Raw genomic sequence first — 14,783 nt, 5'->3', positions numbered from 1 at the left:
GCCTGTGTTTTGTTTCGTGAAGGATTTTTGAGAGTGTTATTGCGCTGGGTTGTTATCGCAGGGTACATCGGTTGCATGGTCGGAGTGGGGCACGCGCATGCACAAGCAATCCCCGACCCCACATCCGAGCTTCGCCGCCAGGAAGAACGCACTCAGGCCCAGCGTCAGCAACAGGAAAAGGCAGTAGACATCAAGTCCACCGTCGTTATCCCCGACGGCACCCGCATACCGCTTGGCGAGTCGCCATGCTTTCGTATCGACGACCTTCAGTTGGTGCAAAAGGGGACGGTGGCGCCTTCTCGGGGTGACACTCCTCCAAACATCATTCCAGCTTGGGAGACAGATCCGATAGTTGTGGCCTTGGCACCGGAGGCCAAATCCTATTCCGACTAGCAGCTCTAAACATGTGGTCTGCTCGGTCATGTTTTAGGGGACTTGCTGCGGCTAGTTGGCCTCGGAATTCTTTGCATTGCGTTGGAGCGAGATTCAGTAGAATGATCGGTAAGCGGGTCAACATATCCGATTTCGCTGCAAACACATTTAGGGACATGCAGAATCAAATTCGACCGCGCCTGCCGGTGGTGACGTCTAATCGCTTCAGCTTTCTGACGCGCATCATGCGACAGGACGAGGTTTTGCATGGTCAGGGTGCATCTATAGGGATGCACCAATGATCAACTTCCCCGTCCTGAAACGCGTTAAGGTCTCAGACTTTGCCATGTACGCTGGCACTGACACCAAGCCAGGGCTAGATCACCCGTTTGTCCCTGGCGTTAACGTCATCGTCGGCATCAATGGTCTCGGTAAGACCACCTTGCTGACCATGCTGCTGCGTGCCCTTTCGGGGGCGGTGGATGTACCTGGCGAAGACGACTTGGGCGACAAGCGGAGGCGGATTGTCCCGGTGGACCGATTCTGGTTTCGCAAGCGGGCGCCTGACGACGCAGTCAATGCGAAGGTAACTATTTGGTTCACTCTCGGCGACCACGAGTTCGAGGTGACCAGGTCGCTGGCGAACCTTGACGTTGTCGAGCTTTCGGTTGATCAGCAACCCTTCCCGACCGCACGTGGCACCGAGATGGAGGCCATCTATCGCGACCAGGTGGTAGCCGCATCGGGCCTGTCGTCTTTCGAGGACTTCGTATTCCTGCTGCGCTACATCGTGTTCTATCTCGAAGACAGGCGCAGCCTCGTCTGGGATGCTGCGGCGCAAGGTGACATCCTGGGCATCTTGGTCGACGTTCAGGGTGGACACCGTGGGCAATACGTCGACCTGTTCAACGAGCTGCTCAGCAAGGACAGTGAGTATCGGAACGTCCATGCGGTCGTATACAAACGGCGTAAGGAGTTTGACAAGCAAACCAGCACGATAGAAGGCGGCCAGATCGAAAGGCTGGTTCAGTCGCTGGAGGAGCGTCGCAAAGATCTGAAGGCACTCGTGGTTCGCAAGAACGAGCTCGCCCAGACGCGTGATCAGTTGCGTGAACAGATGGAGAACCGACGGCAGGAGATTCACGACGGGCGTTCGGCTTTGGCCGCGCAGCTCAACAATTTCTACGAATCATTCTTCCCGCAGTTGGACAGCCCTGCCCGGTACCTTCTGGCGCACTTCGAGGCTGGCGCCGGCTGCCTAGTCTGCGGCACACAGACCCCAGAAGCGATGGAGCGGGTCACCGCCAAACTCTATATGAACACCTGCCCCGTATGCGGCAGTCCGATCGAAGAAGGCCATCGACCTGCGAACGACCCGCATACAGGCGAGGTGATCGAGCAACAACGTGTGAACATCGCGACTGCTGAGGCCGACTTGGCGGCGATGGAGCAACCCTTACGTGACGCAGAGCAGGATTATTCGTCGACGGCGGCGGAACTCATGTCAATCACGTCGCAGTTGGTCTCTTTGGAGGGACAGCTCAAGGCGCTGGGCGACAACTTGCCGAACGTGATCGAGCGGCGAGAAGAGCTCAACAAAACGCTTGGGACTTTTGAGGCTGCGCTGAACCAATTGGAGGTGGAGCGCATCGAGTTGGCTGGGCAGTTCCGTGAGTTGACCGAAGCGATCGATCAGGAAGTTCGGGCAGTCTCCGGCCAGATTGAGCAGGCATTTGCCAAGTACATTCGTGGCTTCTTGGCAGAGCAATGCGAGATCAAGTACACGCCAAGGGTCAGGCGGTTGGGGCAGCGTGCGAACACGGACTTATTCACTTTTCCGCACTTCATTCCGGCGTTGACATCTGGCGTTCATCGGAACGTAACGACGGTGCGCGAAGCCGGTCAATCGGTGTCCGAGTCCCAGAAGGAGTTCATTGATCTCGCCTTCCGCATGGCGCTCCTGGAACTGGCTGCGCCAAATGCGCCCACAATGCTGATCCTTGAAACGCCTGAGGCCAGCCTTGATTCGGTTTTTGTGCCTCGCGCTGCGGACCTCCTACGTCGCTTCGCGACCCGGTCGAACGGCGCTGTCGAGACCCGGTTGATCGCGTCGTCCAACGTCAACCGCGAACAGATGATTCCAGCCTTGTTCGGAGCCTACCCTGACCAGCGCTTCTATGGTCAGGTCGTCGACGAAGCGCCCAGCGAGATGCCGCCAATGATCCCTATCGAGGAGCGGGCGACGCACGTCTTGGATCTGCTAGCCATTGCTGTACCTACCCGGGCGCTCGAGCGCTTCCGAGCCGCCTATGAAGAAGAACGCGACCAGGCAATCTATCCTGACGGCCAGCCGAGCGGCCCGCAGGCATGAATATGGATGTTTCGTCACGACTTGACAGCGCAGGCATGTGGAAGGCATGGGTAGTCCTCAGCATCGCCGAAGCCCGCCGTATGGGCCTGACACCGGTGGCGACTTCGCAACTACACGTCATTCTCTATCTGGCCAACACCTTGGCGGATTTGTTCGGGGTGACCAGGGTGCGTGGCCGAGTACTGAAGCGAGGGGACTACCCGTTTTTCCCCGATGTGCAGCGAGAGATCGACCGCTTGGCGTTCGCTGGCGTGCTGGTCATCGAGCACGTGGAATTCAGTGCGAGGGGGCGCATGGCTGCCCAATACGGGCTCGGACCGAAGGGTACGGAGATCTGTGCGGCAATGCTCGCCCATTCCCCGGAGGCCCAGCGGACCGCGCGACTGCTGCGTGAGTTGGTTTCGGCCTGCTTTGGGCGCTTCCTGACTGCGCGCGCGGACATCGGCGCGGTCGATGCAAACTATGGGAATGCGGCTATTGCTCCAGGTGAGGTTGTCGACTTCTCGGAATGGAGCGCCGACAACAAAAACATGGAGGTTGCTCACTACCTCATCGACCATCTACGCAAGCTTCGACCTGACGCACAGCGTGACGGCGTGCGCTTGTATTGCGACTACCTAGACCGGGCGATGGCAGAAGCATGAAGGTCAGCGGCACGGAAACCATGGGCCTGGGCGGCGCCCTGAAAGCAGCAGTTGATGCTGTCGTCGAGGAGGGGGCAGCTGGTCTTTCGGTGGCAGACGCCGGCACGCGGACAGCCTTCCTCGATGCCTGGACACGGGCCCTCGCGAAACATGCCGGGTACCTTCGTGCCAAAGGCGAAAGCCTCTCGGCTCCCGTAGTGGTCGTGCACGCTGAGAACTGTGCCGACGTGGGCGAAGGGCTGGGCTGGACACGACGGCCTATGTTCGGGGGGGCGCCAACTGATCCGTTTGCTGGCACGCTTGCTGTCGGAACTGGTGAGATCGGCGCCTACGCGCAGCCGGGGTACCTTCCGGATACCAACGCGATGACGGACGCGATCCGCGCCGCAGGTCTAGGGAATTCCCTCACCGTTGCCTTGCTCAGCACGTCCGTGCTGGTCATCTGGCCTGACGGGGTAGATTCAGATGCTTCGCCGGAAATCCGACGCGAGCTTGACGATGCACCCCTGGTGTTGGATTTGGCTACACTGGAGCAGGCCCTGCAACAGTTCTACGAAAGGTCGGCACGCCAGTCCCGCACTTGGTGGAAGGACCGCGCGCAGCGCATCACGGTTGAAGGTCCCGAAGGCGAAGTGCAGCGCGACCTTTTGCATTTCCTGCTCGGCAAGTACTCGGAAGTGGCCAGGGTCAAAGCTGAGACGGTGATTGGCCATGGTCGCGCCGATATCACGCTGACGCCGATGAAGGCTAACGTCTGCAGCGCTGTGCTTGAACTCAAAGTTACTCGTGATTTCATGACGCCAAAACCTGGCACTGTGAAGCCCAACGCCATCAGCCTGCAGGAAAACATTGATTGGGCCAAGTCGGGCGTCTCTCAGACGGCCGCCTACCGCGATGACGAGACCCTGGACGTTGCGTACTTATGCGTCTACGATTTTTGCGCGAACAACCGCGAGGAGGTCAGAAAGGCCATTGAGGAAGCAGCGGCTCCGTACTGCGTGATCGCAAAGCACTACTGGATCACCGCGTCGCACAAAGAACATAGGACAGATCGGTATCCCGATCTGTCCTAATGATTGGGCCATATCAGGTTGTCTTTGGTGAGGTCTTCGCGACGACTCGTTTCTTGGCCGTTGGATTGCTCGTGGACTTTTTTGCCAACGGAGTGGCCCGCGGGACCTTAACAGGCTTGGCGTCAGTGGCAGCGTCGCCGTCGCCTTTTTTGCGCGGCCGAGGAGCTGGGACTGCCATGGGGTGCACCTTCAGCAGGACACCCTTCTCGTCAGCATCCTGCTGAAGCGTCGGCATCTGGTCGTCCTTGCTTCTGCGAGCGTCATAGATGCAGGCAAAGGCGGCGTCCGTGTAGTTCGCCTTCTTGTAGTCATGCGCCTGCTGAATCCCTTTGTGGGCCCACTCCAGGTTCTTTGGATCAGGGGCTTTGGGATCGAGAACCTTTAGCTCGATCATCGTGATGAGGCGGCGGTTGGTCTTGTCGAAACGCACGATCCTGACGTCTACACGTCCTTCGTTCAGCGACACCTCTTCGTCGACAACCGCAACCTTTTCTCGATAGATGCCGCGGAAGAAAGTCAGCAATCCTGACTGCACATGGAGCTCGGGTTTGCGTTTGAGAACTGGCAGCTTCGGTTCCTCGTAGATCTCCCACATGAGGCGCGCAATGGTGCCCCTGTGCGTTGACAATGCGTCGTTATGGAATTCATCCAGTTGCTGCTCTATCATTAGAGGCGTGATCGCGGCATTGGGGATCTGCTTGATTTCGATAACCCGTTGCTTGTGCATCCAGTCCTCAATCGGGACGCCGCTGTCATGCACCAACATTCGACTTTGACCAAGCATCAAGAGCGCAAATGTCTGGCCCTCCTTGAGGTGCTGCTGCACGAACTCCATGGCCTCGGTCGCACCGTCCTTAAAATGGGGCACGAGCTGAATCACCTCGCTCAGGCTTTCACCTGCGACGGCGACACCATCGTCCAACGTGTAGAGAGCGGCGAACACTGCCTTCGGGTTAACGATGACAGTCGCCGGGATGCCGGGCTCCAGTTTGGGCGACTCGGAGTACATCACTAGAAGTGCTCTATCGCGCGTAATGTGCCCGGCTGCAATCGACGTCGCGTTGGCCGCCGACCAACTGACGAAGTAGTCAACCAGCGTTTGGAAGAATCGTTCTTGCGACGACCCTGACACCAGCGAGAGTCCTGTATCGAGTCCAATGATGTCTTGACGCTTGATCGTGGTTGGTTGACTCATATCAGGCCGCCTTCTTCTGAAGCAGCCGCTGATAGACGGTCAGCACGTCGCGACGGTTGACAAACGTTCTCTCCGACAGGTATTTACGGATCTGTCGAAGGCCGGTGAGCGTCGGCGTCGTCTTGTCGTCGGGGGTCTCTTCAACGAACAGCACCTTCCCCGGGCGCTCAAGCGCTTCCTGGTAGGTGAGGTCCTGCTCGAACACCCGTTCCAGACCACGGCGCTCTTGACGGTCGCGCGTGCGCTCGTCGTGCCAGGCGCCTTCGACAACGCCCAGGCAGAGATCAAGTAAGAAGGCGTAGAGCGCTTCACCGCGCTGGGTACTTCGTAACTGGCGGCCGACTTCCAGACCCGCAACGGTTGCACGGAAGTTGCCATCGAACTGCAGGTGCATCGATGACGAATGCGGGGAGAAGTCCCAGACCTCCACCAAACCCGACAAAGTCAGTGCCCCTAGCGCGACGTGTGCTGCCCGGTAGTAGGGTCCCTGCTCAGTTCGTCGTGCCCGCTGACGCAGTGGCTCGATCCCATAGAAGCGGCATGAAGCGAACGAAACGAACAGCAGCAAATGCAACTGCTTGCGGGTTAGTTGGCCGATGCCGGCGGCTTCAGCCGCGTTGATCGTGAAAAGAACCCAGCGCGAGAACCGCAGTCGCTCCTGGACACTCCTAGGCACCGAGTGGGCTAGCTTAGTCATGGAACTTCTCGATCTCTTCTTCGAGCAATGTCCGGGCGGCGCTTTCCTTCAAGGTGTTCGATCTTGCGGTCGCCTTCAGGAGGTCAACGAACTGCGCACCGGTGGTCTTGGCGGCGCGTATGGGTTTTCCGTGCTTGCCCACGCGGCCCAGGAGGGCGGGGATCATGGCGGTGCCATTGAGATTCGAGGTGGCGATCAGGTTGCGCACCGGGCCAGAATCCGCAGGCGCAAACTGGCGCATGAGGGCTGCAGCGCGCAGCATGAACCAGCTATCCAGGCTGGCTTCCGGAGTCTCGATCACGAGCGTCGTCGCCCCGCCCGCGCACACCATGTCTAGAAGCGTCATGCGAAACGCCAGATCGAGGAACTCCTTCTGCGATTCTGAGACGTTGTTACTGGTCAGACGTTCTTTGGGGACCACATGGGTGCTCGACGTCATCAGAATCGAGAACGACGGCATGCCGACTTGGCCAGCGCCAGTGGCGATCTTCACCTTGTCTTGCGCACCGAACTGAACCGTCACCGTCTCCTGAAGGAACGCTTCTGCATAGGCGGTCAGCTTCGCTCGCAAGGTCTCTTTAAACACTTCCATCTCTCCTCGACCCTGTTTGATGAGATCTCGGTAGGTCTCGGCTAGGTCCTTGCGCTCGCTATTCATTAGCTCCAACGCATCGCGTTCTGCCTTCAACTCGGCTTCCAGGGCGTTCCTCGTTTGAGGCGGGTCGGGTAGCTGCGCCTGTAGCATGCCAAATGCCAGCGCGGCCTCTGAGTTCCGTGAGGCGGCCTGGCGAAGCGTTTGAAGTGCGGGTGCAACCTGCTTGTAGATAGCGTCGCGTTGGGCTTCGATCGCCGCTGCGGTGGCTCGGATTTTCTCGAGCGACTGTTCCAGCGAACGCACCTGCGCGACGGCTATGGGCTCCACCTTTGCGTCTTTGCCACGGCCTGAGATCGGGTGATGGCAGACGAAGCAGTTGCCGCCCTTGAGCTGCTTGGTGGCGATCTTCAACTGATTTCGATGTCGGGTGCCGCAAACGAAACAACCCTGACCCGAACCGAGGCCAGCCATCAAAAATTTGGCCTTATCGTCGATGGTTGGCAGCGCCTGCGCGATGAAGGTCGCGTCGGCGTGCTCCAGTTGATCTTCGAGGTCGGCGAGCGTCGCTTCCGCTTGATTGAGGTCGACATCAAGCCGTCGAGCTTCCGCCTGCAGCTCATCGGCAGCACGTTGATGCTTCAGGTATTCCTCTGAGGCCGTAGCGCTTGCCGCCTTTGCGGCTTCGATTCGGGCGAGAAGGTTGCCGGTATCTTGAGCCTCCATTGCGGCTGCCCGGCTCTCCTTGAATCGATCTTCTCGTGGTTTGAGCTGGTGGATACGATTGCGATAGGTCGTGTCCAACCGCTGGATCATCGCGAATGTGTCATCGGTCTCTTTCACGAGTCCCCGGTTGAGAAAGAGCATCTTGAAGAACTCGTACTGCGTCGCAGCGGACCAAAGAATAGGCTGTCGCTCCTCGGTAAAGAACTGGAGATAGCGTACGGTCACATGGAAGTCGTAGGCGGACGCCAGCCCGCAGAGCCTAGCCATCTCCTCAGAGAACTGGAGTTCCGTTGTGACAGAGCGGGTGCGGCCGTTGACTTTCACGGACTTCAGCGCCATTGTCTTGAGGAAGCGGGTCACGGTGATGGCGCGATCCCCCACCGTGAAGTCCAGCGAGGCTGTGGCGTTGTCACCAAGCTCCTCAGGCACGCGGTCCGCGAAGAAAGAGAAGCGCTTGTCCAGCACCAGCTCTCGCTTGCTGATCCGGCTCAGGTCGAGGTCGGACTTGGCTCGGTCCAGCGGACCCAGCAGCATGCGCATGAGCAGGTTCAGCAGGGTGGTCTTGCCGACGCCATTGATGCCGGCGAGGACGGTGACACCAGCAGGAAAATCAAGGTCAAATCCTCGATTGTTGGTCCCGGGGTACAGCGAGTAGTTGCGAATACTCAACCGGACGAAAACCGGCAGTTTGATCTTGGACTTCAAAAAACCTCCCTGGATGATTGTTGTCCGCATAACCTCAAGCGCTCAATCAGTCTTGCACCGGGCTTACGCTCTTTTGTGTGCAATTCGTTACGTATCTTAGCGCCACCGCCCCGATCAATCAGTTGATGGGGCGACAGTCAAAGCGCGAGTTCCACGATGCTTTCAGCGAGTTGGAGGCCACCACCCTGCTGAGCACTCGCGCGCATCTGTCGTACTTCACGCGTTGTGACCCGCCCAAAGCCCATGCTCTTGGCGAGCTCCGCTAGGATCGAAGCGACCTCAATGCGTACGTCGACGTACCGGGAATCGCCGACAACCATAATGACCCGGCCTGTACTCGTAAGCAGTCGCTGGCTCTGCTCCAGCACGAGCTCCAGATCGCGAAAATAGGCCCCGACCATTTCCGGAATGGTTGAGTCCCAGAGCGCCTCGCGACGGCTTCCAAGAGCGTCCAGCGCACTGCTCAGTTTTTCCGATTTATTCTTGGGGCCTTCGTAGCTGCGCCGGATTTGTACATGGGAGCGTAACGTCTGGTTCCGCAGGGTCAGGTTGTCGGCAGAGGAACCAATGTAGCCGAGCACCCACAGTTCGACGTTGTAGATGTCGGTGTAGTCGAAGGAGTTCGGGTACGGCGGTGAAAAGACAATCAGATCCGCCTTCTCCTGTACTTGTTGCAACGCCGTGCGCGAATCTCCATTGATAACGGTGACCTGTGAACGCGGTCTATGTTCGAATCGCAGGACGTCTTCGAAGGATGTGTTGAACTGCTTCCCAAAGTGCTGATCCAGCTTCTCGGGCGTCGGCTGATTCAATTGCCAGGCGCCACGGTATCTGCGTCCCTTTCCGTTGACATATACATTGCTGCAGTTGACCAACACCGACCCGAGTGCCACTCTGAAGAAGCGCTGAACATCGACATCATCAATGGCGTCGATGCACGTCAAGTACTGCGCGAGCCTGCGGGCGACGTCACGCGGAAAGATCCACCGGTCCTTGCCTTCATCCTCAATGAAAGTCGCCGGCAGATGAGTGAGCCGGGACAGATCGGCAGGTGTGTCTTGCAGACGCGCCTGGAAGTCGGCTGCTGCCGATAGCAGCTTCTCGCCAGTCAAGGGGCTCAGCTTGGCCTTGATCACGTCGGCGAGAAACGGGTTGACCTCCACCGTTGTCGCGTTGATCGACAGCAGCTGCGAGGTGATGGCGCTTGTGCCGGACCCTCCAAACGGATCGATCACATGCGTGGGGCGGTAGCCCAGAGATGCGATGGCCGCGCTTACGAACTCCGGAGAGAAGGCTTCCTTGAAGTGGAACCAGCGCTGGAATGCCGTGCCCTTCCCATCTTGGTTCGTCGTCAGCGCCGCGCCGGTGACCGGCGTAAACGCCGCTGGCGGCAAATTTGAGCCCGAATTGAACCACTGCGGGGTTTGCGCGAAATGCTCTCGCAGGGTCTGGAGGTAGCGCTCAGGTGGATTGCGCATAGTTGGCTTTGATTGTGGAAGTGTGTCATCGTACCTTATTTTCGAAATTATGTACATAATTAGGAAATGAATGAAATTCACGTCTCAATCGATCAAGCGCAACGAAGTTGGCTCGGGGCATGTACACATATCCGCGAGGTTACCCGCACGTCTTACGCCGGGGAGGTTCGGCGCTTCCGGGAATATCTGGAGGATGCGGACATCTTTGACACCCAAGCTATTACGGAAGAAGCTTGGCTTGATTACCTCCGCAACCTGACCGAAGCTCGATCAACGGTCAGCGCAAAACGTACGGATGCACTAAAGATTTCTAGCGCGCTTCAAGCTGCGAGGATCACGCGGTCATTTCTGCGGCATTGCTGGATACAGCGTTGGTTGAACTGGGTGCCGGGGTTAGGAAATCAACGATGCAGCCCTACTCAATCCACGTTGACATTTCGGATACCAGACGGTTTGGTGAATTTTTTGCTTGACCCAGGCGAGTTCGACAGCGAGGTGATCAGCCGCTCAAGGTGTATTGTCGGCTTAACTTTTTGGGGGGGATTTCGCCCCAAAGAGATCGCGGAACTCCGAGGGAGCGATTTGGTAATAGGTGAGCATGGTGGTGCAATGCTCCACCCAGATTTCCGGTCTGAGGGCGTAGCTCTGCCGTCCATCATGGTGCAACAGCTCAAGTACTATGTGGCGCTGCGAGCAGCAAACTCGCGGCCTTTGACCTCAGATGCGGCGCTTATCGTCAAGTTGAAGTCGACGAAACCCTTATCCGCTTCGGCAGCTTGGAAGGTGCTCAAGGACTGGATCGCTGCGCAGGCCCCTGGTGACAAGACCTTGAGCACGAGGGTGATTCGCGAAAGTTTCAAGCAACTTGCAGGGGCTGAGGCCGACGACTACATTAGAGTAATAGAGCGGCAGTCTGCGAGCAAACATCGGTTTACTATTGACTCGACGAATCGAATGATCAGTGCTCAGCAAGTCACTGAAGATCTGTTGAAGAAAATGTCGGGATTAGTGCCAGGCCCATAGGCACCGCATCCTCGACTGATGCGAGGGTTCTTTTGTAGACCGTACTTGGTGATACTTTTATATTACGATCAATCAATAACGAGAGCGGTCGAACCCTGCTGAACAAATGACAAAGTCCATCGAAGCCGTGCTTGCCGAAGCTGAAGAACTGATTTCTCGGCGTCAATATAACGATGCTTTCAACAACTTGATAACTCTATTCCAGCAGTGCAGCCAAGTTGATATCAGACGACTTCATGAACCGATCAAGGAGATCATTGGTCGCTTCATGCCGCAAAAGCAAAGAAAGCTTGGCGAGGAGCTGAGTAGCCGCCTTGGGCGAATTGAAGTGGCGGCAAGTGCAGAAGTGCCTGGCAGTCCCTCTGAGCACCCGGTCCGGCTGCAGCAATTCGTCACATCGCTCCAGGACAGATTCTCGGAACTCCGTGAATGGCACATCTTTCAGTGGTCGACCTACTACAGGGACGAGCTCAAGGCGATCATGGCCGATACAGTGGATTTGATGCGCAACAACAGAGACACAGATACTGCGTTTGCCGAGGTGGGCACTGCGATACAGGTGCATTCGAGAGAAATATTTACCAAAGGCTTCAGCAGGATCATGTTGCAGGGACAAGCGACGCCGGATGCCGCGGTAGCAAAGGCTTTAGGTGGGCTGCGTTCGTTTCTTGCACTACCGGTGGAAATCTATGCGGACGAAACCTCGCGGATTTTTGAACCGAGGGGCTGTCGTGCCCTTCGAAAGGTAACTTCCCGCATGTTGCGTGGCATCCTAATTGGCTTCTTGAATTCACGGTTCGGGGAGCTCAACGCGCAGGAGCTTTTGGCTCGCACCGCAAAGTCCTGGGTTCACGTATTGCCGCTTCTCGAAGAAGCAGATCTTAAGTTGCTCGACCAGAGCATAAACCTCTGTACCATTGCGCCCATTCTCGGGCGTCCGCTTGAGCTGCTTGCACGGGAGCTTGACCATGCATCTGCAAAAAGCAGTGTAGATGCTGTAGTAGTGACCTCTGCCATGGTTAACATCGATGATGTCACGATTGATCTAACTCTGCGACCTCCGGCTGACTCCAGTGACACAAAGCCTCTCGAGTTGGGTATTCTGGGAGGGAGTGGAGGGCTCAGATATCAAATCGAACGACGGGCCAAACTTGGGTATATCGCCTGCCTGACACCTAAGCCCGTGCAAGAGTATTGGAAAGGATCATTCCCCACCAAGGAGGCCAAGGGCATCGTCGTGGCGATGCCAGATGAGGGGGGCAATTCCGTCGGTTTCTTGCTTTCGCGTTTGCGGCTGCGTTTCTACGAGAACACGGTAGTCGTTCAACCCAGCGTGCCTCTAAAGACCAACATCGCGGAACGTTTTCCCTTGGAAAATCCCTCACTCATGTCGTACTTCCGGGTTGATCGACCCAGTGTACGGGCCTTGGAGACAACACTGTCTACTCGTACCGGAGTGCTCCTGTGGTGCAGCGTCCGTCGCAGCGGAAAAACCACCGGTGTGAGTGAACTCGCCAGCGGCATTGCTGAGCGAAACGCTGTATTTCAGCGTTGCGAGATGACGGGTGGAGATAAGGCAAGTCGCATGCTGTTCGAGGAGGTTTGCGATGCGCTCGAACCTGCGGAACCACTGCCGCGTGATTTTTTGCGCAGTATTGTAGCGCGTGCGGCCCCAATGGGCGTACAAGAAAACCGTGGCTCGATACTGATCGTGGATGAATACGACCGCCTGTTTGGTTGGTTGCGGGTCATGGGGAGACGCAGTGAGGATGCGCGTACGCTGGTCGTGCAGCCATTGCTGGACCAGTTTGTGGAATTCGCAACGGAGAATCTGCTGATTCTCCTGGGCCAGCAGCCCAACGCGCATTTCATTTTCATGGACCAGAACCAGCTGAGCGCCTACGTCCATCAGGAACCGTATCCACTTTTCAGTCATGAAAATAGTTCACCGGAAAGCGAGTTCCACGAACTGGTGCGGCGAACTTTCCAGAAGACTTTGACCTTCGACACTTCTTTCGTGGATGCAGTCTTCGAGGAGACTGGTGGTCATCCATTTCTTGCCGTCAATCTGCTGCGTGATTTTGTTGATTGGCTCATTGCGCGAAAAATTATTCCCAGCGAAACCCGCCTAACAAGATCACTCTATGAGGAATATGCCCTCCACGGATTGACATTGAGCGCGGTCGGAAGAAGCACGCACTACAAGTTCTTTCGGGGCGCTGCCAGTGAGGCTCTATCGAAAGCAAGTATTGAGCAAGGCCCATGGCTACACACAGCCTATAAACTCCTGCGTCATCTCGCATTGAATGGGGGGGCGGATACGAGCGCAATGAGTTTTCAAAGAGCTGAGGAATATGTCAACTCCACATTGGTGAGTTCCCAGCTCAGCGCCTACACGGGTAATTCTTTTTTGGCCAGTGCGGCGGAAAGCAATTTCATCGAACTTGTCGATGACCAAGTAAGGGCAAAAATTCCGCTGCTTGCACGCATTTCCGCAGCTGTCGGTGTCGCATATTAACTTCCTATTCAAACATGCTCAGTCCTGACACCATTGCGGCTTCGCTCATTCTATTTCATCAACAACAGACAGAAAAGATAGAAGTGTTCTGGATTGAGTCGGCGAGTTCACGCCAGGAGCTAGTGGCAGAGTTGACTACGTGCTTCGCAGGCCTCCCAATCCTAGTTACAACGGTCAACAAGAACCGCTTCCATGATGCAAATGGTGTTTCTGACGACCTCAACCTGACCATCCAGGAAAACGAAGAATGGTTCATTCCTGAGAACCGAGAGTTGGTGGGAGTGTGTCAAAAGTTCAGCCTAGTACTCGTTTCCAAGAGACCGTTAGGTATCCCGCAGATATCATCGCCGGTGACGCTGCCGGACTGGTTTCCGCAATGGCCATGTGAAATACTGACCGCCGAAGTCAAGAGCGTATTTTCTTCCATCACTTTGTCGCTAGGGTCGCCTGATATCCCGCAGTCCGCCATTAACAGCGCACTATTTGAACTAGAACGGGCGCTCTGTCATCGGCTTCATGTAGTAGCCCAATCGAATCCGACAGCGGCGAATGCGCTCATGGCGATGGTAGGTACTGGCGCTGCGCCTGTGAGCGTTACAGATCTCATTGCCAGTTCCAGCCAAGGTCTGCATGCGAGGAACGGCAGTGAGTTCCGGCCGGGCGGCGCGATCAATAGTGATTTCATCGTCTCTCATTTCGCCCGCGTATGGCGCGACTGTCAACCCGTGCAACGCCAAAATCTCTCGGCTCACACGTCAGCAGCACTCGGTTTGGGTCCTGTCAGTTCCATTAGTCCGCAGTATTCCTTGACGGCACTGCTATCTCGTGGAAAAGAGAAGCTTCCGGCTACACCTGCGCATATCACCTTTTCTCGCAACTTGATGGTGACAGTTTCAGACGTGGTTCAATTCGTGAATGCTATTCATCATGCTGATGAATTCCCACAGTTCCCTGCGGTACTCACCATCACTTTTGCTAAAGATTTGGCAAATTCTTGCCGCGTCGCTGCGTCGGCACTCGGCCAGCTCAGTTAGTGTGATGTGCCCAGTAGACGCTTACATTCATACGTAGTAAGGCAGCGGTCAACGACAGTCCGACAGTTCTTGCCTTTTTGCTCCAGCAATGACGAGTTGCAGGTTGTTGGTGTCATGTGTTTCCCAGTTCATGGCACATCGGATAGTGGGATCCGCCTAGTGCCCAGAGATAGCTGGCCTTCGATAGTTTTTGCAAAAAGGTTAAAGCGGGGGTACAAATGGGGGTACAAAACACATTGCAGCACCTAAACACATGTGTTTATGAGGGTTTAAAGCTATCTTTCAAACTCCCCCAGCCCCCTGACAAAGGCCGCCAAGATTAACCGCTTGGCGGCCTTTTTCATTGCAAATTGCC

At 56.5% G+C, this 14,783-nt stretch carries 10 protein-coding genes; 6 read left to right on the top strand and 4 right to left on the bottom strand.

Annotated elements, in window-relative coordinates; all coding sequences use genetic code 11:
* Window positions 1-670 precede the first annotated feature (670 nt).
* Genes AC1RMF_RS08660 through AC1RMF_RS08650 form a run of 3 tightly spaced genes read left to right on the top strand, consistent with a single transcriptional unit; the run spans window position 671 to window position 4,460 of the window.
* Entirely contained in the window at window positions 671-2,743 is a 2,073-nt protein-coding gene (locus AC1RMF_RS08660; RefSeq protein WP_493141146.1) for an AAA family ATPase, read from the top strand.
* Window positions 2,740-3,387: a hypothetical protein gene (locus tag AC1RMF_RS08655; protein ID WP_493141145.1), complete on the top strand. Its 648-nt coding sequence runs from the start codon at window positions 2,740-2,742 to the stop codon at window positions 3,385-3,387. The genes AC1RMF_RS08660 and AC1RMF_RS08655 overlap by 4 nt, the downstream gene beginning before the upstream one ends.
* A complete protein-coding gene (locus tag AC1RMF_RS08650; protein WP_493141144.1) occupies window positions 3,384-4,460 on the top strand; it encodes a hypothetical protein in 1,077 nt (358 codons plus the stop codon). The genes AC1RMF_RS08655 and AC1RMF_RS08650 overlap by 4 nt, the downstream gene beginning before the upstream one ends.
* A gap of 13 nt (window positions 4,461-4,473) precedes the next feature.
* On the opposite strand, the gene AC1RMF_RS08645 is transcribed toward AC1RMF_RS08650, so the two are convergent.
* The 4 genes from AC1RMF_RS08645 to AC1RMF_RS08630 form a co-directional block, all read right to left on the bottom strand.
* Window positions 4,474-5,655 (bottom strand): hypothetical protein, encoded by a 1,182-nt coding sequence (locus AC1RMF_RS08645; RefSeq protein ID WP_493141143.1) that lies wholly within the window; start codon window positions 5,653-5,655, stop codon window positions 4,474-4,476.
* Between the two features lies 1 nt (window position 5,656).
* Window positions 5,657-6,352 carry a hypothetical protein gene (locus tag AC1RMF_RS08640; RefSeq protein ID WP_493141142.1) on the bottom strand — a complete coding sequence of 232 codons (696 nt, stop codon included), beginning with the start codon at window positions 6,350-6,352 and terminating at the stop codon, window positions 5,657-5,659.
* Window positions 6,345-8,375 (bottom strand): AAA family ATPase, encoded by a 2,031-nt coding sequence (locus AC1RMF_RS08635; protein WP_493141141.1) that lies wholly within the window; start codon window positions 8,373-8,375, stop codon window positions 6,345-6,347. The genes AC1RMF_RS08640 and AC1RMF_RS08635 overlap by 8 nt, the downstream gene beginning before the upstream one ends.
* Before the next feature lie 137 nt (window positions 8,376-8,512).
* Entirely contained in the window at window positions 8,513-9,853 is a 1,341-nt protein-coding gene (locus AC1RMF_RS08630) for an SAM-dependent methyltransferase (protein WP_493141140.1), read from the bottom strand.
* 66 nt (window positions 9,854-9,919) lie between these two features.
* Between AC1RMF_RS08630 and AC1RMF_RS08625 the strand changes: the two genes are divergently transcribed.
* The 3 genes from AC1RMF_RS08625 (at window position 9,920) to AC1RMF_RS08615 (ending at window position 14,428) form a co-directional block, all read left to right on the top strand.
* Window positions 9,920-10,876: a site-specific integrase gene (locus AC1RMF_RS08625; RefSeq protein WP_493141139.1), complete on the top strand. Its 957-nt coding sequence runs from the start codon at window positions 9,920-9,922 to the stop codon at window positions 10,874-10,876.
* Between the two features lie 106 nt (window positions 10,877-10,982).
* Complete coding sequence (locus AC1RMF_RS08620; protein WP_493141138.1) at window positions 10,983-13,394, top strand: Rho GTPase-activating protein; 2,412 nt, start codon at window positions 10,983-10,985, stop codon at window positions 13,392-13,394.
* Window positions 13,395-13,408: 14 nt separating this feature from the next.
* Entirely contained in the window at window positions 13,409-14,428 is a 1,020-nt protein-coding gene (locus AC1RMF_RS08615) for a hypothetical protein (RefSeq protein ID WP_493141137.1), read from the top strand.
* Window positions 14,429-14,783 lie beyond the last annotated feature (355 nt).

Source organism: Rhodoferax sp. GW822-FHT04A08 (assembly GCF_058801025.1).
Note: the sequence above shows the minus strand (reverse complement) of the source record. Positions and strands in the feature narration are given on the sequence as shown.